This is a genomic window from Streptomyces sp. NTH33 (assembly GCF_003236365.1).
GTDB lineage: Bacteria > Actinomycetota > Actinomycetes > Streptomycetales > Streptomycetaceae > Streptomyces.
Genome location: NZ_POTZ01000046.1, coordinates 1 through 20,060 on the forward strand (window position 1 = coordinate 1; position 20,060 = coordinate 20,060).

Annotated in this window: 16 protein-coding genes; 9 read left to right on the plus strand and 7 right to left on the minus strand. The window is 69.9% G+C overall.

The window, feature by feature from the left end; translation table 11 throughout:
- The 3 genes from C1I97_RS07175 to C1I97_RS07185 all read right to left on the minus strand — a co-directional run.
- Positions 1-3,608 (minus strand): hypothetical protein (locus C1I97_RS07175; RefSeq protein ID WP_111002385.1); only part of this gene is annotated, 3,608 nt, incomplete at its 3' end.
- The gene (locus C1I97_RS07180) at positions 3,601-4,728 is read right to left on the minus strand and encodes a restriction endonuclease-related protein (protein WP_146608174.1); all 1,128 of its coding nucleotides are present in this window, start codon (positions 4,726-4,728) and stop codon (positions 3,601-3,603) included. The genes C1I97_RS07175 and C1I97_RS07180, both read right to left, overlap by 8 nt.
- 128 nt (positions 4,729-4,856) lie before the next feature.
- On the minus strand, positions 4,857-6,539 hold the full coding sequence (locus C1I97_RS07185) for a PD-(D/E)XK nuclease family protein (protein ID WP_181446614.1): 1,683 nt from the start codon (positions 6,537-6,539) through the stop codon (positions 4,857-4,859).
- A 124-nt stretch (positions 6,540-6,663) separates the two neighbouring features.
- Between C1I97_RS07185 and C1I97_RS07190 the strand changes: the two genes are divergently transcribed.
- Positions 6,664-8,214 (plus strand): serine/threonine-protein kinase, encoded by a 1,551-nt coding sequence (locus tag C1I97_RS07190; RefSeq protein ID WP_111002388.1) that lies wholly within the window; start codon positions 6,664-6,666, stop codon positions 8,212-8,214.
- A gap of 46 nt (positions 8,215-8,260) precedes the next feature.
- Here C1I97_RS07190 and C1I97_RS07195 read toward each other — a convergent pair whose 3' ends face one another.
- On the minus strand, positions 8,261-10,264 hold the full coding sequence (locus C1I97_RS07195; RefSeq protein WP_181446615.1) for an N-6 DNA methylase: 2,004 nt from the start codon (positions 10,262-10,264) through the stop codon (positions 8,261-8,263).
- A gap of 731 nt (positions 10,265-10,995) precedes the next feature.
- Between C1I97_RS07195 and C1I97_RS07200 the strand changes: the two genes are divergently transcribed.
- Both C1I97_RS07200 and C1I97_RS07205 read left to right on the plus strand, forming a co-directional pair.
- Positions 10,996-11,388: a hypothetical protein gene (locus tag C1I97_RS07200; protein ID WP_111002390.1), complete on the plus strand. Its 393-nt coding sequence runs from the start codon at positions 10,996-10,998 to the stop codon at positions 11,386-11,388.
- A gap of 5 nt (positions 11,389-11,393) precedes the next feature.
- Complete coding sequence (locus C1I97_RS07205) at positions 11,394-12,101, plus strand: nucleotidyl transferase AbiEii/AbiGii toxin family protein (protein ID WP_181446616.1); 708 nt, start codon at positions 11,394-11,396, stop codon at positions 12,099-12,101.
- Between the two features lie 570 nt (positions 12,102-12,671).
- On the opposite strand, the gene C1I97_RS07210 is transcribed toward C1I97_RS07205, so the two are convergent.
- Both C1I97_RS07210 and tal read right to left on the minus strand, forming a co-directional pair.
- A complete protein-coding gene (locus C1I97_RS07210; protein WP_111002392.1) occupies positions 12,672-13,904 on the minus strand; it encodes an NAD(P)/FAD-dependent oxidoreductase in 1,233 nt (410 codons plus the stop codon).
- On the minus strand, positions 13,904-15,052 hold the full coding sequence (gene tal, locus C1I97_RS07215) for a transaldolase (protein WP_111002406.1): 1,149 nt from the start codon (positions 15,050-15,052) through the stop codon (positions 13,904-13,906). Before tal ends, C1I97_RS07210 begins: the two co-directional genes overlap by 1 nt.
- A 322-nt stretch (positions 15,053-15,374) precedes the next feature.
- On the opposite strand from tal, the gene folE reads away from it, so the two are divergent.
- The 4 genes from folE (at position 15,375) to C1I97_RS07235 (ending at position 17,964) form a co-directional block, all read left to right on the plus strand.
- Positions 15,375-16,085 carry a GTP cyclohydrolase I gene (folE, locus tag C1I97_RS07220; protein ID WP_111002393.1) on the plus strand — a complete coding sequence of 237 codons (711 nt, stop codon included), beginning with the start codon at positions 15,375-15,377 and terminating at the stop codon, positions 16,083-16,085.
- On the plus strand, positions 16,072-16,971 hold the full coding sequence (locus C1I97_RS07225; protein WP_111002394.1) for a dihydrofolate reductase family protein: 900 nt from the start codon (positions 16,072-16,074) through the stop codon (positions 16,969-16,971). Before folE ends, C1I97_RS07225 begins: the two co-directional genes overlap by 14 nt.
- A gap of 52 nt (positions 16,972-17,023) precedes the next feature.
- Positions 17,024-17,311, plus strand: coding sequence for a hypothetical protein (locus tag C1I97_RS07230; protein ID WP_111002395.1), 288 nt, complete (start codon positions 17,024-17,026; stop codon positions 17,309-17,311).
- Between the two features lie 131 nt (positions 17,312-17,442).
- Positions 17,443-17,964 carry a DUF2231 domain-containing protein gene (locus C1I97_RS07235; protein ID WP_111002396.1) on the plus strand — a complete coding sequence of 174 codons (522 nt, stop codon included), beginning with the start codon at positions 17,443-17,445 and terminating at the stop codon, positions 17,962-17,964.
- A 135-nt stretch (positions 17,965-18,099) separates the two neighbouring features.
- Here C1I97_RS07235 and C1I97_RS07240 read toward each other — a convergent pair whose 3' ends face one another.
- Positions 18,100-18,900, minus strand: coding sequence for a uracil-DNA glycosylase (locus tag C1I97_RS07240; RefSeq protein WP_111002397.1), 801 nt, complete (start codon positions 18,898-18,900; stop codon positions 18,100-18,102).
- A 208-nt stretch (positions 18,901-19,108) separates the two neighbouring features.
- Between C1I97_RS07240 and C1I97_RS07245 the strand changes: the two genes are divergently transcribed.
- A complete protein-coding gene (locus tag C1I97_RS07245) occupies positions 19,109-19,471 on the plus strand; it encodes a DUF488 domain-containing protein (protein WP_111002398.1) in 363 nt (120 codons plus the stop codon).
- Positions 19,472-19,617: 146 nt separating this feature from the next.
- The gene (locus C1I97_RS07250) at positions 19,618-20,022 is read left to right on the plus strand and encodes an STAS domain-containing protein (RefSeq protein ID WP_258382458.1); all 405 of its coding nucleotides are present in this window, start codon (positions 19,618-19,620) and stop codon (positions 20,020-20,022) included.
- Positions 20,023-20,060 lie beyond the last annotated feature (38 nt).

The following is a 20,060-nucleotide window of genomic DNA, read 5'->3' on the forward strand; positions in this document are numbered from 1 at the left end:
GCGGTGTCGGGCAGGTCCGTCAGGTAGGGGTCGAGGATGCCGGCGAGGGCGTGGAGCAGGCCGTCGGTGCCCGGCACATCAGTCCCGGAGGACGGTTGGCCAGTGCTGCCGGGTGCGAGCTGTTTCGCCAGGCGAGGCGAGAAGGCGGCATCGACGAACACCACCCGGGCGGGCACTCCGCCGCGCACCAGACGGCCGATGACCTGCCAGAGCGTGACGAGTTGGTCCCAGGCGAAGGCGCGCTTCTCCCAGGCGGGCAGTGAACTGTAGGCGTATCTGCGGTTGAGCAGCCGACGCCATTCGCGGCGGCCCTGTTGGCGCAGGGCTCCGGCCGCCTCGTCTAGCGAGCCCGCTTTCTCCATGAGTTCGGTGAGCGTGTGCGGGCCGTCGAGGGTGTCGCGGCGCGGCTGGTCGCGGAGCATGCCGCTCAGCCAGTCGTTGACGGCGAAGACGGACAGGTCGAGGTCGTCGGGGCGAGGGTGAGGGCGGACCAGGAACAGGGCCGTGCCGAAGGCCGCTTTGCCCTCCTCGTTGAGGATGTTGTGGCCACGCTCGACGGCCAGCAGCGGAGCGACCAGGACTTCTGCGGTGTCATCGTCGGCGAAGCGGGCGACGTCGCCACGCCGTAGTGTCGCCGGAGTCTCGTCCTGCTGCCCCGGGGCGGTGCCCGCTGGTACGCCGCTGCCGCGGGCCTCGTCGTCCGGGATCAGCGCGCTCACCTTGCCGCGCCAGGCGTCGAACCGGTGCAGTGCCTCGGCCACCGCAGCGGCTTCCCGGTAACTGCCCACGAGGATCAGCGCTCTCCGCCGCGTCGTCTCAGGGATACGGCTGATCTCCTGGCCCAGTACCGAAGAGCCGCCCGGGCCCGGTTCGCCGAGCCGCCGGGCCATCGCGACCGCCTGGGCGAGCCGGTCGCGCGGCGGTGTGCCGGAGAGGCTCATCGGGCGTTCGTCCCGGTCGTAGAGGAAACGGGTGGCGAACGAGGTTCGGGCCACGGCAGCCAGGGACGCCTCGGTGGGCTTGAGGACGAGGGTCACCGGGACGCGGACGTGGGCGCGGCTGGACTCGCCGGCCCAACTGGTGCCGGACATCAACACGACGTGCGGGCCGCCACGGCCGGTGGCCGGGTCGGCACCGAGGCTGTTCAGGTTCAGCAGTAGCTCGCGCCCGACTCCGGCACACCGGAAGAAGCGCAGGGTGCCGCCGCGGCGGCCAGCGTCGTCGCGTTCCTCGCCGTCCGGGAGGTACTGGTAGCCGAGGATGTTGCCCATGGGCGCCTCGGGCACCAGCGGGGCGTAGTCCAGCGGGACGCGCCGGGCCAGCTCCCTGCCCTGGGAGTCCAGTCGCAGGGCGGCCTCCACGTGCGGCCATAGGAAGGTGAGGCGCTCCAGCCTGTGGTGGAGGGTGCTGAGCAGCAGGAGGAAGGAGAGCCGCAGGCATAGGACGTCCCACCAGTCCTTCGTCGGCTCGGGCGGGGGCGTGGCGGATGCGGGCTGTTCGGCCCGTACTTCCTCCGTCACCCGGTCGACGAGCTGACCGGCCAGCTCACGCACCCGATCCCTCGTGCGGCCCGCTGCCATGTGGTGCAGGAGGGCGTCGGCCGTGTCGGTGAGGACGCCGGTGAGCGGGTCGGGGACGTCGCCTTCTCCGAACGGATCGTCGCGGAACGCATCCCAGGCCGCCTCGAGCAGGCGGCGGGCCGGGGAGAGCGCGAGGTGCGGGGAGGGGCCCGGCTCGTCCGCCACGTCGTCATAGCCCTCGTAGAGTTCAGCGCTGTCCTCAGCCACGTCGGCCGCGGCGGACGCCTCCCGTTCCGCCTGGTACTGCTCGCCTTCGCGGTGGCGCCGGGTTACATCGCGGAACAGGTCGTCGAGCAGGCTCTGCTGGAGGGTCCACGGGCTGAAGTAGGCGGGATCAGCCCACTCCCGGAGGTTCTCGTCCTTGATCAGCAGAGCGCAGAGCGGATCGACGGCAAGGGTGACGGTTCCCAAAGCCCGGTTCCACTGGGCGACCTGGCCGTCGGTCAGCGGCAGGCGGGCGCGCCTGCTCAGCTCCTCGATCTTGTAGCGGTTCAGCTGGTCGAGCCAGGAGTCGGTGTCGGGGCGAACCAGCGTGCCGGATGGGGTGAAGAGGCGGTCCAGTGCCATCTGGACGCTGTCGGCCTCGTCCACGAAAATCAGGTCGCTGCGCAGGCAGGCCAGTTCCAGCTGGCGCAGCCGCTCGTCGTTGAGGTGCGCGGGCACCTGGCTCTGTACCAGGCTGGCCGGGTTGGCCACCCAGATCAGAGCGTCGACCTGCGCGCGGGCAGCCGCGTGGCGCGGGCATTCGGCCCACAGAGGGCAACCGTGCGGGCTGCCGGGCAAGCGGTCCGGGGCGTGGGCCTGGCGGGGTGCGGTGTTCCTCCGGTCGGGAGTCCATCGCTCCAGGACGACCGATTCCGGTTCCGCCGGGCCGCGCTGTGGCTCGGGATGCAACCGGGTGCATGGTGCGTCGCGGTATTGCAGCGGATCGCCGTCGACGCCGCGCAGACCGCTCACTGCGCAGGCGGTGCTCAGCAGGTCGAAGCCGGGGTCGTCGTGGTCGAGGAGGTTATCGAACCCTCGGGCGGAGAGCCGCCGGTGCAGCCGCTGGACGTGCTGCTCGCGTGTGGTCGTGCCGAGCACCGGCGCGACGGCGATGTCGAGTGCCTCGAAGAGACCGCACAGCCGTAGCTGTTCGGCGACATCTCCGACGACGAGCGTGGTGCGCAGCGGGATCTCGCGCCGGGCGGCCCAGACGGCCACCAAAATCATGAACGTGCTCTTGCCGGCACCGACCATGCCAGCTAGGTGCACCATGCCGGCCAGTTCGACCTCGTCGGCCTCGATGTAGTCCGTTCCCACGGCATTGCGGGGCGCGAACCTGACCCCCTCCAGCCGCTGTTCCCAGTGACCGGGATGCGGGACCTCCGCCTCGCGCTCGCGCTCGTCCATCCACCGGGCCGTCGCGCGCAGTTCGGCGCGGCACACGCTGATCGGCTCGCCGCCCCCGGGCCGTCCTGCGGCAAGGTCGTGGCCGGGTGGGTTGGCGCGGACGAGTTCCTCGGGAATCGTGACCGAGGCGTTGCGGCGGCGTTCCTGGAAGGAACTCGTCCCTGCGGGGGCCGGTTTGAGGGCACGGGTGACCAGGTCCGGCAGCCGGCTGAGGGCCTGGTCGTAGACGTCCATCCGGCGCCCGGCCACCATCGGCACCACGGGTCGGGGACTGCCGGTGGTGCCGGTCGGCGGCAGCTCGTAAGCCCGCAGCCTGTTGGCGACCGACCGGTAGGCGTCCAGCGCCTGCCGCCAGGCACGCCGCCGCAGCGGCCACAGGAGGTGCCGGGCGGCGGCGAGGGCCGTGCGCTGCCCCGGATGTTGCGCCAGCCCGGCGTGTTGCGCGAACGGGTAACCGCCGAACAGCGCATAGGCGTCCACGGCATCCGCCGTAGGGGCAAGCCGTTCGAGCAGCCGCAGCCCCAGCTCGACGCGGCACAACTCGACGGGGCCAAACCCGTCCGGGGCTCCGGCCTCGGGCCACTCGTTGCTCAACTCCCCCGCTACCGCCTCGCACCAGGCTTTCTCGTCACGCATCTGTGCCCTCCTGGCTGTCGGCGCGGGTGCCACGGCGCGACTCGGCCAGCCGCTGCCGGGCAGCCCGGATCAATTCGTCGTCGGTGAGCAGGCGTACGGCAGCGGCCGCCGCGGGCCGGGCTCGCTGAAACGCCTGCTGATAGCCGGGGCGCTCGCGTACCCGGTAGACAGGCACCACCCAGAACGCCTCGTCGTACGGAGGCTCGGGCCGCACGGGGCGGGCGGCTCGGCCGAGAAAGGCCGGGTGCGCCCAGTCTTTGACGTCGACGGCCCAGCGGTGGCCGTCGGGGAAGGCCACCAGCAGGTCGTAGGAGTCGAAACCGGGCCACATGGTGACGTCGAGGCCCAGACCGGTGAGCCGGTCCTCCAGTTCCACCTCAGCCAGTCCGGGCCCGGTGACGTGTCGGCGCAGCGGGCGCTCCAGCTGGTACACAGTGCCGGCGTGAGCCGCCTCGATCAGACGGCCGACCGGCGGGTCTCCCTGCCGTCGGCAGCGATCCCGCTCACACCACCACTCTCCGCCCGCAAGCGGCGTCAGCAGTGTTCCGCAGCGACCGCACACCGCGTAACAACCGTCCCGGCTCCAGGAAAGAGAGACCTCCGGGTAGATCAGGTCGATGAGCTCCCAGACCGGCTCCAGCGTGAAGTCACCGTGCAAAGCGAAGAGTTCCTGGGCCGTCAGCACCGGCCGCCGCACCAGCAGGCTGCGGAACTCGGTGTATGCGTCCTCCTCTCCGTGGCTGCGGCAGCGGTCCAGAGCGGTCCGCATCACCTGCTGGTCGCGATGCCGCACAGCCGGGTCGGGCGCCGAACGCTCCCATTCGCTCCACTCATGGCACAACTGGGTGGGGCGATGCGAGTACGGGTCGAGCAGAACGTCGTCCGGGCCGACAGCGTCCGACGGCAGCGACAGCGGCCAGTCCTCCAACGGGATGTCGGCACACCGCTGGACGAGTTCGGCAAGTGAGGCGGGCGGCCGGAGTCCGCCGCGCAGCCAGGCGACGACCGCCCGGTCCAGGGCGAGTTGGACGACGGGCGGGTACGGAAGACAGAAGGCATCCAACCCAGTGGTGTGGTCCAGGACACACAGAGCACGGGCCACGGTAGCCAGCAGCGGCACGCCGTCATGGGCAGCCCAGGCATCGAGCGTTTCGGCGGACGAATCGAAGGTGGCAAGGGGACTCGCGGGCACGGTTTCCACTCCAGGTGGTGCGACGAGCGACATGACGGCGACAACGGGAACTTCCCTCAACCTGCGGCAGCCACGCGCTCTTTACCAGTGGCACACCAGGACAGTGCCTCGCAGCCCCTGCAGTCGTAACCGGGCCGGGGCACCGCGTCGTAGCGGGTCTCGGCGGACCAGGGCACGGTGTACGAGGCAAGGACGGTACGGGCGTGTTCGGCCGTGGCCTCATCGCCCGGATCGAACTCCTCAAGGGACACCCCGTCCGGGCGGAGGGTCTCCAGTTCCACACGGGACCGTCGCGAATCGCCGCCGAGCACGCCGGCCGCCAGAAGCAGTACCGAGAGGGCGAGCTGCGGATGCTTCTCCAGCAGAACGGACCGGCCGCCCGGTGGAAATGCGCTGGTCTTGGTCTCGCGAACGACCACGCCGCCGCGTTCCTCGTAGACCAGATCGCACGAGGCGATGACCATGACGTCGGACTGCGGATCGTGGGCCATCACTCGATGCTGCGGGCGGAACCGCGTCGCCGCCGGATTGTCGAGCGGGCACCTGGCCCGGTGGGCCCGGAGCATGCCGAGGGCGGGGGCCAGCTCGTCGTCCGTGAGGCCGGGCAGGTGTGCGGGCAGAGGCACCTCGCGGCACGGCGAGGCGTCCGCCGAGGCGTGCCGGGCGTTGAGCCAGCCGTCGACGGCCCGGCCTCTGCGCACGGCCTCGTTCTCCTGAACGGAGGCCGGCAGCTTGAGTACGCGGGTCAGGTGGTAGCGGGCGGGACAGTCGCGGTGTGCTCTCAGGTCGCTGACCGATACCGTGCGCCGCCTGCGAGGCCGCGTGGGAGGCGGGAGCACGAGGAGAGCGGGCACCCGCGGTACGACGGAGCACTCGGGTAACACCTTGCAACCCGCGCAGTGGGCACCGGCGACGCGATCGCGGCCGTCGAGGACACGGCCGAGCCGGGGCACGACGTGCTGCTCGTGCAAGGCCGTGATCTCTTCAGCGGTCCAGTCCGCGAAGGCGTCGGTCTCCGTTGTACGCAGAAGACGGACCCGGCCTTCGGTGAGGCCGGCGGAGTAAACCCGGACACGTTCTGGCCGCGGCGGTGGCGCCGGGTGCCTGCGGGCTGGGGAGTGATGCTCGAAGGAAGGGATGCGGGCCGGAGTCCCGTAATACAGGACAGAGCCGACAGCAGCGAGTTCGGGCAGCGAAAGACGCTCCTTGGCATTTCCTTTGGCGGGAATCACGAGTTCACGCAGCCTTGCGTCGTCCGAGACGTACTGCCTCCCCCAGACGGTGCGCTCGTAGTCGGTGATGCCGCGCTTGTCGGGTTCCTCGAGCGTGCGGAACGCGATCCATGCGTCCGTGGCGCGGAACGTGCGGGGGAGGTCGGCGCCGTTGCGGCTTTCCTGGTCCCTGCTCCAGGCGTCGAGGTAACGCTCGGCGGCCGCCGCCGACCAGGTCACGTGCTGCGGCAGGCACCGGGACCGCGTCCGGTGACACCGCTCCATGGCCTCTTCGATGCTCTGCGCCGCGCCGGACTCCAGTTGGTCGAGCAGTTCCTGCACGAGCGCGAACGGGAACTCCTCGCGTGGGGTCTTGGACGAAACCCGTTCCGCAGCGAACACGTCGCGGCGGACACTGAGAGCACGGTTCATCGGACAACCGGGCTCCTCCTCGCGCAGATGGCGGACCGGGATGCGGGCCAGGCGCCCGACGCCGACCGTACCGGGAGGGTTGTCCCAGGGCTGCACGGTGCCGACTCCTTGCAGTCTCGACGGTGAGAGCATCACCGTGACAGAGGTCTGTGAACAAAGTCAAGGCACGCAAGAATCTCCTGTAGCTTGATGTCTGCCGGTTCGCCAGGAGAGGCAGGGAGTGGGCGTGGTGGAGCCATGGCCGGCGGGGAAGAAGCTCGCGGGCAGATTCAGCCGCGCCGGCGAAGGCGCCTGGGGTGGCATGGGGGTCGTCTACCGGGCGACCGACGACAGGCATGCCGAGCGGCCGGTCGCGGTGAAGTTCCTGTGGCCTCGAGATCCGGAGGCCACCCTGCGCGGGTACCGGACTCCCACCCCACAAGAGCTACGGCGGTTCGACCGCGAGTGCGAAATGCACCAACGCTTCGGTGGCCGGGGCGTGCCAGCCTTCGTCCACGCCGATCTCTCCCTGCCGCGCCCGTACCTCGTCACAGAGTACGTCGACGGCGATGACCTGCATGCTTTTCTCACCCGGAACAGGCCCACCCTGTCGGCTGCGGCGTGTGTGATCGTCCCGCTGCTGGAAGTGCTCGGTCGGGTGCACGGCGCGGGCGTGGTGCACCGGGACGTCAAGCCAGCCAATATCCTGCTGGCCCGACGCGACGGCGTCGTATACCTCACCGACTTCGGCATCGCCCTGCCGAAAGATCCGGCGGCCACCCGGTACACCAACGGACGGACGCCCGGCACGATCGGCTACATGGCCCCGGAGATCCACCGCGGCGAACGCAACCCGGGCCCTGAGGCCGACCTCTACAGTGTCGCCTGCATCGCGTTCCAGATGGTGACTGGACGGCTGGTCTTCGAGGCCGGCCACTCCGACTACGACTTGGCCCGCCTGCACTGCGAGGAGCGGCCGCCGCTGCTCAGCGACGATGTCCCCGGCCTGCCGTCCGAGATAGTGGACATCACGGACCGTATGCTCGCCAAGTCGCCCGCCGATCGGCCGCCTCTGGAACTGGCGCTTGAGATCTGGCGGCCCTTGCTGCCCTCGCCGGGCGCCCCCTCTCCACGCCCCGCCCTCGACCCGGACCCGACGCTGCCCCATCGCGTCCCGGAGATCGCTGCGGCCCCGCTCTCGGAAGCACCGCCGACGGGTCCGCGCCGCCCTCGGGTGCATCGCCGACCCGTCGGCGGTCCCACCCGGTCCGCGCTCCGGAATCTGTGCTCCGAGGCCGAGATGGAAATCGAACGCGGCGAACCGGACAAGGCCGTCGACGAGCTGACCGCCATTCTGCTGCGTGCCGAGCAGTGCCTTCCTGGGGCGGTCCGCGAGGTGCAGAGCGCGCGCCTCATCGTGGCTCGTGCTCAGATGCTGCGCGGAGAGACTGCCTCCGCGGGCCGCATCTGCCGGGATGTCGCCAGGCGGCTCGCGGACGCATCGGCCGGCACGGATACCGGTGAACTGCGAGCCCGGGCACGGCTCGGCGCGGTCCAGGTGATGACTGCGGAAAGAAGCCCGGTCCAGGCGGTGGCCGACACCTGGCTGGAGCTGGCCGAGGAACTCGCGTCCTGGCCCGGGACGGGACCATCCCGCCAGACCGTGGAATTCTGCCGAGAAGTGGGAGTCGAAGTGAAGGAACTTGTTCTGGACGCGAGGCAAGGTGAAGTGTCCCCGGCGCTGCCCGAGGCAATCCGCAAGCTGCTGGACCGCCTGCCAGGGCCAGCTTGACGAGCTCCGCGGAAACTGGGGCCCGGCCTCTGCCGGGCCCCGCCCCTCACTCCTCCGTCAGCCTGCCCTGGGCCAGCAGCCCCGACAACATGGCGGAGAGCACATCACCGTGCCTGCCCAGGTCGGCCACCGCCTCCCGGAACCGTACGAGTCGGCGGTGGACCTCCCCGATCCGCCGCTGCTGCGTCGCCGGCGCGCGCAGGACGCGCAGTCGGCGTACGTCGACCCGAGAGGAAGAGGAGGCACGCGTCCCTGCCCGCTGGTCGTTGCCTGGCGCGCTTAGACACGCGGCGAGGAAGAACGGGTCGAGCAGTGCAGGGTCGGTCCGCAGCCGGACGGTGTGGGCACCGAGCAGTCGCGGTCCGGCCGTCTCGACCCAGACGTCGAATCCGCCGGCCGCGGTCACGACTACGACATCGCCGAAAGACGTCATAACCCCCTGCCCCTCAGCCTCCAACTCGGCGGCCTGCGCCGCGGCAACCCATGGCTCCTCACCCCGTACGGCCCATGGGGTGACGACGGGCAGAGCATCCTCGGCCTGCGCTCCCTGCTGGATCAGATCGTCAGCGAGAACCTTGCCGGGCGTCACGTCCAGAGCACCGGAACGCTCCAGATCACCCACGAAGGTGTAGCCGAAGTCGTCCGGCACTGCGGCACTCGCCTCGTGTTCGCGAACGGCCTTGGCCGCATCGTCCATGTCCATCAGCGCCTTGTCCCAGCCGGTCCAGGTGCGGCGCAGTTCCACCGGCCCCACGGACCGCTCGGTCACGGTACGGCGAGAGGGCGTCAGGTCGGTCTCGTCGCCGAGCAGTTCCGCGGTCGGCACCCGTGTGACGGCAGGTAGGTCACTGCCACGCAGGGCCGCCACGGTGCGCTCACGCAGACCGTCCCAGTCGACGGCCATGCCGCGACCGGTGAGCGCGGTCGTCCGGCAGTCCGCAGCGTCGACGAAGGTTACCTCGTCCGCGGGGTGTTCACGGGGCGTCGCCAGCAGCCACAGGTGCAACCCCACCCCATGCGGCGGCGCGCTCCCGGGTGGCAGCGCAACTACGGCTCGCACGGCTCCGGTGCGCACCAACCCCGCCCGGATTCGCCGTCCGGCCCGGCGCGAAGCAACACCCGGTGGTAGGACCAGCACTGCGACTCCCCCAGGTTCCAGCACGGACAGACAGTGCTGCACCCACGCCAGCTCAGGCTCGGTCCGTGGTGGCGTGCCGTACGTCCAGCGAGGATCGGTCGCCAGTTCGTCGTGTCCCCAGGAGCGTTCGTTGGACGGTGGATAGCTCAGAACCACGTCGGCGCGGGAGGCGTGCCGCAGGGGGGCATCAAGCAGTGTGTCCCCAGACTGCACGTGTCGCTCACAGCCCGGGAACTCCAGAGCCAGCCTGGCTCGGGTCAGGCGAGCCACAGCAGCATCGTTGTCGACACCTGCCAGCGCAGGCGGAGGTACCTGTCCCGACCATCGCCGACCGGACGCAGCCAGGAGCGAACCCATTCCGCACGCAGGGTCCAGCACCCGATGCACCGGCGCACTGCCGTCACGGAGTTCGGCCGCCAGAGCCACCATGGTGTCGGCCAGTTGGCGGGGACTGACGAACAACTGACGTACGTGGACAGCGTGCCAACGATCCAGCAGCACGGCGAAGGCTTCCTTCGGCGACTGACGAAGGGCCAGCCGCACGACCTCGTCCGCCAGCCTCCGGTCGGCAGCACTGGGTTCCGGGGCTCCGCGCGGCGGGTCTATCGCCGGGATCGCCAGGCGCTCCCCCGCCGAGGCCAGTAGATGGGCCATCCCGTCCCGGTCGCCGAGGTCCTCGATCCGCGGCCAGAGACGGTCCCAGCCACTGGAGGACTCGTCGATCTTGCCGTGTCGTAGAAGCCAGGACTCCGCATCCGCCAGGGAGAACATAGGGCTGGCATCCGTGCCGCCGACCGGCTCCGGGAAGTCGCTGTGCCGCCGCCTCCAGTTGCTCACGGCGGCACGACTGACTCCGGCAAGCCGCGCGATCCCTGCAAGGCTGAGCGTGACCGGTTCATCGTGCTGCTCCATGGTCTCTCGTTTCAGGGATGGTCTAGCTGGATATGGCGGGCAACGACGCACCTGAGGCATGGTGCAGCCGACGAGCGAAGCCTACGCGTTGACTCTGTCAATATACTCAGGCCCAGGGTGTACGAGAGCCGTGCCCAGCAGCGAGCCGCACGCACCGCTGTCATTCCCGACACCGTGCCCGCTCCGAAGTAGATGCCACAGCGGAAGGGCAGATGCCTGGATTCGGTGGACTTTCCGCCTGGACAGGTCATTGCGTGGATCCCCGGCTACTCCGCCACCAAGCTGCTCGTGGCCTGGTGCTCCGGGGGCTCACGGAATCCTCGTGCGGTTCGTTCCGGCCGTGCGTACGCTGACGGTGCCGAAGGCATGACCACGTCCCCGGCTTCGGCTGGATGAACGGGGCCCGGCAGCAGCACCCGCTGGCCGACCCTATAGTCGAGGCCACCGGGGACAGCCCCGTGGACAGCTTCGCCTCTATCATCGTCACGGCCTTCGAGAACATCATCGCGGCCCCCTTAGCCGCCCATTCAAGAATCGCCACGCACTCCACATGATGCGTCATCGGAAGGACGTCGGCCTGAGCGAGTCATAGAAAAGCACAGTTCAGGGCAGGTGTCGGCTCACTGCCCCGCTGTCACGCCCAGACACCCTGCACGAGCCCGTCCCGCTCACTGCGGACGCAAGCTTGCGCATCATGACCCTTACCGCTCCCCCGCCGTCATAATGGAGGCATGTCCTCCAGCCCACAGCATCCCGCACCGGCGCCGAGCGGCCTCTCGGGCGCGGTCGCCGAGGATCTCGCGTTGTACCGGGAGAAGTTCCGGCGGCGTCTGCCGGAGTCGCTGGACCAGTTGCACGGCCCAACCCAAGGGGTCGTGGAGCTGCCGCTGCACATGGCCTGGTCGGGGATGACCTCGTACGACCTGGGCAAGCCTCGTCAGCGCATGGGCCTGTACCGCACTGTCCTGCACGAGGGCCTGCGCGACGACCTGCCCCGCTACCTCAACCAGGACCTGCTCCTCCAGATGTGGCCGGTGCTGCGCACACTCGTCGGTCGCACCGTGCGCACCGTGTGGGAGGACGCCTTCCCCCAGCTCGCCTCCCGCACCCGGGCAGCCGCGTGACGGACATGCCGGAGCTGCACACGCGGCTCCTGGCAGATGTGATCGCCCTCGGCTCCCCGTATCCCCTGGTTCTCACCGGCGGGTACGCCGTACGGGCGCACCACCTCGTCAACCGCCCCAGCCAGGACCTCGACGTCGCCACCGAGAACCCGGCGCCCATGGCCGACATCGCGGCCGCGCTCCGCGCCGGCCTGGAAGCCCGCGGCTGGAAGGTGCACACGCTGGAGACCGCCCCGCTATCCGCCCGCTTCACCGTGACCGACCCGGCCACCGGGCAGGAATGCGAAGTCGACATCCTCAAGGAGATCTTCTGGCGGCCGGTCGCCCAGAGCCCGTACGGGCCCGTCCTCGCGGAGGAGGACGTCATCGGGACCAAGGTCCGCGCCCTCGCCGACCGCGGAGCGCCCCGCGATCTGATCGACGTGTTCGCAGCCTCCCGCCGCTGGACCAATGCCGAGCTCGAGGAGTTCGGCCGCCGCCACGCCCGCGGCCGCTTCGAGCGCGAGGATCTGCAGTCGAATCTCACGGGCGCCGAGTGGACCGACGACGAAGCCTTCGCCGCCTATGGGCTCGATGACGCCACCATCACCGCACTCCGCGCTTGGGCCGTGATGGGGGTCCCCCCTGCTCGAGCGAAGCCGAGAGCTTGGGGGAGGGCCGACGACCTCGCGGCCCGTCTCCTCGAAGAGTCCGATGATCCGGACATCGACTGATCACATCCGGACGAGACCGCATCTGACAGCGATCAGAGCAAGAGCCAAGGAATGAGTGCGCGGGGAGGCAGTCGGTCGCGAGCTTGTCCGACGACAAGCACGCCCCAGGAAGATCATCGGCGGACAGGCTGCGGCCACGTTGGGGCCGGTGATCAACCCGAGCCGACCCTCGTGCGTCCTCACGCGCCTTGCCTCCCAGGGCCTCGGCTGTCGGAACTCGGCGTGAACAGGGCAGCGCGCCGCCGGATACCGTACGCCATCGACGGTCAGCCGGAGACGAGCCCCCAGACGACCGGTCGCCCGGCATGCGGGCGGCCGGCTCGGTGACACAACCTGTCACACACGGAGCGTCGTGCACTGGCGCAACAGCGGTTCCAGGCGTAGTTGGGTGTCCTCGCGGTCGAACACCTGAAGGGCGTCGAGACAGGTGACGATCCAATGGGCCTCGTCCTCGATCCGGCGGATTCAACCGGTCGTCGCAACACCTTGATCGTGGAGGTGTTTGAACCGTTGCGACATTCAGGGCAATGCCGCAACGCCTACGGCTGATCCATGCGCATTCAGTGCGACTCACCCGGTGGCGAGTTCCTCCAGTGGCACGTCCGGGTCGGCCAGCCGGTCCCGGTCGACCTGCGTGCCGGAGCGGACCAGGTGCTGGATCGCTTCGTTGACGTCCCAGATGTTGACGTTCATGCCGGCCAGCACACGGCCCTGGGCCGTCCAGAAGGCGATGAACTGCCTGCTCGTCAGATCGCCGCGGACGACCACATCGTCGTAGCTGTCGGGTTCGGCGTAGCCGGCGTACTCCATCCCCAGGTCGTACTGGTCGGTGAAGAAGTACGGGACGCGGTCGTAGGAGGCGGCCTCGCCCAGCATCGACCGGGCCGCTGTCTCGGGTTGGTGGAGGGCGTTGGCCCAGTGCTCCACCCGGATGTGCTTGCCGAGCATCGGGTGGAAGGCGTTGGCCACGTCGCCTGCCGCGTGGATGTCGGGGTCGGAGGTCCGCAGGGACGCGTCGACGATGATGCCGTTGTCGACGTTCAGGCCCGCTTCGGCGGCGAGTTGGGTGTTGGGGACGGCACCGATACCGACCACGACCGCGTCCGCGTCGATGCGGGTGCCGTCGGCCAGGCGGACACCGGCGACCGTACCGTTCTCGCCGATGATCTCTGTGACCTGTGCGGTCAGGCGCAGGTCCACGCCGTGCTCTCGGTGGAGGTCGGCGAAGACGGGGGCGATCTGCCGGCCCATGACGCGCAGCAGCGGCAGTTCGTCCGCTTCCAGGACGGTCACGTCCACGTCGGCCTCGCGGGCGGCGGCGGCCACTTCCAGACCGATCCAGCCTCCGCCGACGAAGACGATGCGGGAGGCGGACTGGAAGGTCCGCTGGATGCGTTCGCAGTCGCCGACGCGGCGCAGGTAGAGCACGCCGTCGAGGTCCGCGCCGGGTACCGGGAGGCGTCGCGGGGAGGCGCCCGTGGCCAGGAGCAGTTTGTCGTAGCCGATCCTCTCGCCGCCGGAGAGGGTGACCGTGCGCCGGTCACGGTCGAGTTCGGTGACGGTGGTGTCCACTCGCAGATCGATGGCCTGCTCGGCGTACCACTGTTCCGGGTGGACGAAGATCGTCTCACGGTCCTGTTTGCCCTGCAGGTAGCCCTTGGACAGTGGTGGCCGCTCGTAGGGGTGGTCCGGCTCGTCCCCGATGAGCAGGATCCGTCCGTCGAAGCCGTGCCCGCGCAGTGCTTCGGCGGCCTTGGCACCGGCCAGGCTCGCTCCCACGATCACGAACGTCGCTGATGCCATCACGCATGCTCCCTGCTGTCGTCGGTGCGGTCGGGCGGGTCGCCGGCGGAGGCGTCAAGGCGGGCCGTGAGTTTCCCGGCCAGCTCGTCCCAGCTGGCGTCGAATTTCTCCACGCCCTGGTCCTCCAGCATCTGGACGACATCTGCGTAGTCGACGCCGAGCCCGGCGAGTTCGTCCAGCACCTGGTGTGCCTCGCCGTAGGTGTCGCGGATGTGGCCGGCCGGCAGCACTCCGTGGTCCGCGACCGCGTCGAGGGTGGCCTCCGGCATGGTGTTGACCACGTCGGGGGCGATCAGGCCGACGACGTAGCGGGTGTCCTCGTAGGCCGGGTCCTTCACGCCGGTGGACGCCCACAGCAGCCGCTGCGGCCGGGCACCGGCCTGCGCAAGCCGCTTCCAGCGGTCCGTCGCAAGGGCCTGCTCGTAGTGCTCGTAGGCGATCCGGGCGTTGGCGAGGGCGGCACGTCCGCGCAGGGCCGCGGCCTTCTCCCCGCCCAGCCGGTCGAGCCGCCGGTCGATCTCGGTGTCCACCCGGGAGACGAAGAACGACGCCACCGACGCGATGCCGGACAGGTCCTTCCCGGCGTCCCGGGCGCGTTCCATGCCCGTGAGGAACGCCTCCGTCACGGCGTCGTAGCGTTCCAGGGAGAACAGCAGCGTGACGTTGATGCTGACGCCTTCGGCCAGACAGGCGCTGATCGCCTCCAGGCCCTGCTTGGCCGCGGGGATCTTCACGAACAGGTTCGGGCGGTCCACCAGCCACCACAGCGCCCGTGCCTCGGCGACCGTGCGCGCCGTGTCGTGCGCCAGACGGGGATCGACCTCGATCGAGACTCGCCCGTCCACACCCCCGCTGGAGTCGTACGCCGGCCGCAGCACGTCGCAGGCCCAGCGCACGTCGGACGTGGTCAGCGCGCGCAACGCCTCCTCCACCCCCGCACGGCGCAGCGCGAGATCGGCGAGTTGGCCCTCGTAGCAGTCGCTGTGCTCGATGGCCTTGGCGAAGATCGTCGGGTTGGTGGTCACCCCCACGACGTGCCGGTCCGCGACCAGCCTGGTCAGACTGCCGTCGACGAGCCGCTGCCGGCTCAGGTCGTCCAGCCAGATCGATACCCCGGACGCGGACAGCTGAGCGAGCGTGTCGGTCACCATATGCCTCCTCTGCCCGGCCCAGGCGTCATGAGCTGCGAAGGACTCCCTGGGGTCAAGGCTCACTCAGCACACGCGGTGCCGCAGGTCGACATGGGGCCCGTGCTGCGTGCTCCTGGGTCGCGTAGCCCGTGCAGGCACTCCTCAAACGCGCATCGGAGGCAAGGACGTCCCAGAGTGCATCGTCACCGCCCTGACTGCATGATCAAGGAGTCGTAGGGCGGCGCACGCGCGGTCGACTCGGGACCGGCCGCGAGGAGCGCGCCCAGGCCCGGGTCTGCAGGGTCGCGGCGAACAGACGTCCACAGGAAAGTGATGACAGGTGAGTGACCGACAGCAACCACCGAGTGGGGCGCCCAAGGTCGGCGGCCTGGCCGGCGACGACATCGGATACGACAGTGAGGAATGGGCTGCCGTCCGCCCCCGGCGCATCACCCCCGAGCAGTGGCAGCAGTTCGAGGGCTACATGCGGGAGATCTTCACGGCGCTGGGGATGCCTGTCGGCTCTCCCTCGACCGTCGACACCCCGCGCCGCTTCCTGCGCGCGCTGTTCGAGGCGACCAGCGGATACGAGGGTGATGAGAAGCTGGTCACCGCGTTCCCCACCGAGTGCCGCGGTGGCCCGGACTGCCGCATCAGCCAGGTGGTGGAGGGGCCGATCCCGTTCTTCGCCCTCTGCGAGCACCACAGCCTGCCGTTCTTCGGCACCGCCTACGTCGGCTACGTGGCCCACGAGCACATCCTCGGCCTGTCCAAACTGACCCGGCTGCTACGGCTGTTCGCCCGCCGCTTCTCGGTACAGGAACGCATCGGCCAGCAACTCGCCGACGCACTGGTACGCATCCTTGAACCGCATGGCGTCGCCGTGCACCTGGAGGCGGTGCACCTGTGCACGCAGATGCGCGGCGTCCGCGAGATCGAGTCCAGCACCCGCACCACCTACTGGCGCGGCAGCTACGACACCGAGGACCAGCTGAGAATGGAGTTCTTCGACCTGTGCGGCCCCAGGAGCACCGGCCGTGGCCGGGCCTGACAGCGCCTTCACGGCTCCAGTGCCTCGCGCCGAGCCGTTGATCCGCCTGTACGAGGAGCCCGGACTGCACCGCTGGAGCCTGCCGCCGGCGCTGGCCGCGCTCTACGGAGGCGACCTCGGCTTCCCCGAACCGTGCCTGTACGCCAACTTCGTCGCCTCGCTCGACGGAGTGGTGGCGCTCGGCCCGGAATACCCCTCATCCGGCTCGGCGATCAGTGGACGCGAGCCCGCCGACCGGTTCGTCATGGGGCTGCTGCGGGCCTGCGCCGACGCCGTCCTCATCGGAGCGGGCACGCTGCGCGCCTCACCCCGCCACCGGTGGACACCAGAGCACGTCTACCCGGCCGCCGCTGCCGACTTCGCCCTCCTCCGCCAGCAGCGGCGCCGTGCCGCCGCGCCGGAACTCGTCGTCGTCACCGCGAGCGGCAACCTGCCGGCCGGGCACCCGGCCCTGCAGACGGGCGCACTCATCGCCACCACCACCCAAGGCGCAGGTCGCCTCACCCGACACCTCCCGCCGACCTGCACCCTCCTTGCCCTCGGCGACGGCCCGACACTGAGCATCCCCCAGGTGCTGGACATCATCCGCGCCCGCGGACATGCCACGATCCTCTCCGAGGCAGGCCCGCACCTGGTCGGGGAACTCGTCGGCACCGGCATCCTGAACGAGCTGTTCCTGACCCTCTCCCCCGTACTGGCCGGCCGCGCCGGCACCATCCGACACGGGCTGATCGCCGGGCTTGAACTGCTCCCGACGCGGCACGAGACAGTCGACCTGATCAGCGCCCGGCGGCGGGCGTCCTATCTGTTCCTGCGCTACCGACTGCCCGGCCGGCACCCCTCGGCCGACGACCGGCGTCCGGGACACACCGAAGCCTCATGGTGAGCCAAGCCGCGTGCGCCGTGATACCCAACGGCATCACGGGTAGTCGGCCATCATGCCCGAGCAATTCCAGATCGAGCCGATGGGCGATCACGACTATCTGGTGCACGTCCGGTACAGCGGTGGCGTGATCGAGTCGCGGTTCCAGGCGAGCCCGGCCGTCGTCGACGAACTCGATGCGGCAGAGGCCGACGAGCAGCGCGTGATCGAGGAGACCGCCCTCTACCTCGCCGAGCGGCAGCCGGTCATGGACCTTCCCCCGATGGTCGACCTCGACGATGTCGCGGCCGCCTACGGTGACCACTGCATCAACGAAATGACCCGGCGCCTGAAGGATTCATGAGGCGCCGCCTGTCACCGTGATCCCGCGGGATCAGGCCATCGTCACCCGGCGCGGTTGCGGATCCCACCAGCCAGGAGACGCTGAGAGGAGCGATCGACACCTGCACAACGGGGACCCACTCAGGAGGCTTCATGTACAGCAAAGCCACCATCGCCGGTCACCCCCTCCACCCCATGCTGATCGGCTTCCCGGTCGCCTTCTACACCGGAACCCTCGTGGGCTTCGCCGTGTACGCGGCCACCGGGAATCAGTTCTGGCTCAATCTGGCGATCGCGCTGAACGTCGTGGGCGTCGGCAGCGCGCTGCTCGCCGCACTCCCGGGCCTCGTCGACTGGGCCTTCGGTATCCCGCGCGGCTCGGCCGCCAAGACCGTCGGTCTGGCCCACGCGGGCCTCAACGTCACCGCGCTCGGGCTGTTCGCCGGCAGCCTGGGAACGTACGTCACCCACTGGAACGGCCCGGCCACCGGAACCACCCTCGGTCTCGCGCTCACCTCGGCCGGTGTCGCCTGCACCCTCGCCGCCGGCTTCCTCGGCTGGATGCTGGTCCAGGACTACCACATCGGCATCCGCCTCACCCCGACGCAGGAACGGGATGAACTCGCGGTGCAGAACGTGCATCGGATCGGCGCCCACAGGAGTCACGCGGCCTGAGTTCCGGCCGGGCTCTCGCAGCCGTCGAGAGGGAACGACGTGCCACCGGATACGGCTTCCCAGGGGCGGGGGCCGCCGTCGGCGATCCGATGGAACGGGCAACTCCCCACGCCTGGGATCAGAAAGCAGCCAGTGTCAGCATGGCGCGCGGGCCTCAAGAACGCCGCCGTTCCCGGGCAGCCCGGCGATGACGGCGCCCCGGTGCAGCACGTCGCGGAGCATGGCGGGGGTCAGGGTCCGGGTGGACATGTTGCGCTGGCTGGGGTGGTATCCGCCGACCAGGTGCACCTGCCGTTCACCGCTCGCGTCGGTGAGGAGGGCTTCGGCGCCGTGCCCGAAGGCCGGGCGCGGTCGGGGCAGCTGCCAGCCTGCGCTTGTGAGCACGGGCAGCAGTGCCTGCCAGGCGAAGCCGCCGAGCACCACGATGGCCCGCAGGGTCGGCCGCAAGAGTTCCAGTTCACGGGCGAGCCACGGGCGGCAGGTGTCGCGCTCGGTGGTGGTGGGCCGGTTGTCGGGCGGGGCGCAGTGCACCGGGACCGTGATCCGCACCCCGTACAACTCCAGCCCGTCGCCCCGGTGGGTGGCGGTGGGCTGGGAGGCCAGGTCGAGGTCGTAGAGGGCGGCGTACAGCGCGTCGCCGGACGGGTCACCGGTGAAGATCCGCCCGGTGCGGTTGCCGCCGTGCGCGGCCGGCGCCAGACCGACGATCGCCAGTGGTGCGTCCGGCGGGCCGAAGCCGGGCACGGGACGCGCCCAGTAGTCCCAGTCCCGAAACGCCCTGCGTTTGACCCTGGCGGCCTCCTCCCGCCAGGCCACCAGGCGCGGGCAGGCCCGGCAGGTGGCCACCGCCGCGTCCAGTTCGCTCGAGGAGCTCACCCGGCAAGCCGTCCGCGCGGGAAAATCGGGTGACGCGGGCAGGGGACGTCTGCTGGCCACATCGTCTCCTCGTCCATACGCCGTACTGGACGCCGTCGCTTTGCACCCGGGCGGCGGTCGTGGTGGCCGGCCCGGCAGGTTCCCGACGGGTTCGCATGAGCCGTCCCCGATAAAATGGGCGAGTCGGAACCGTCCGCTTCGCGGCAGGGCACGGAGCTGTCCATCCCATCAAGGCCGGGGCGGCCGACCGATCTGGAAGGGCACCATTATGGCCAAACAGATCACCTATCGCAGAGTCTACGAGGAGACCGCGCCGAAGGACGGCAAGCGCGTGCTGGTCGACCGGGTCTGGCCCCGGGGCATGCGCAAGGAGGACGCGCACCTGGACGAGTGGCTACGTGACGTCGCCCCCTCCAGCGAACTGCGCAAGTGGTACGGCCACGAGCCCAGCCGCTTCACCGAGTTCCGCCACCGCTACCTGGCGGAGTTGCGCGACGCCGGGCACCGCGAGGCGGCCGAACACCTGCGGGACCTGGCAGCACACGACAAGCTCATGCTGCTGACCGCCACCAAGGACGTGGACCACAGCCAGGCCGCTGTCCTCGCCGAGTGGCTGAACAAGAGTCGGTGACCAGCACGTGAGACGCCGGCGGTGGCAGCCACCGTCGTGCACGCGAACGCGCCCCTACGCAGGCCGCGAGTGCCGTACGGGCCGGCCGTCTCCGCCGCGCCATGCCGGGCGTCTCGCGCCGTCCGAAGACGTGAAGAGGGATGGCGATGCGAACGAACATCATCCGGCACGAGAGCATGATGGTGAGCTACGACGTGGTCAACGGCTGGACCGTCGTCGAGGTCGACGGTGAGGTGGACGCCCACACCGCCCCCATGATCCGGGAAGGAGTGATCAAGCTCGTCGATGAGGGGCACCGCCACTTCGTCCTGGACCTGGGCTTTGTCGCCTTCATGGATTCGATGGGGCTGGGCGTGATCGTGGCGATCACCAAACGCATCCGTGAACACGAAGGCTCGCTGCGTCTCGCGTCCGTCTCCGCCCGGATGCTCAGGATCTTCGACCTGAGCGGCATGCGTGAGAGCTACGAGATCTACCCCTCATCAGCGGAAGCGACGCAATCCGCTCCCTCGCCCGGCAGCCTGACCCACTGGCCCCACCCGTCAAGCTGAGGAACGCGCACCGGAACGACTGCTGCGCAGTGGGCGCT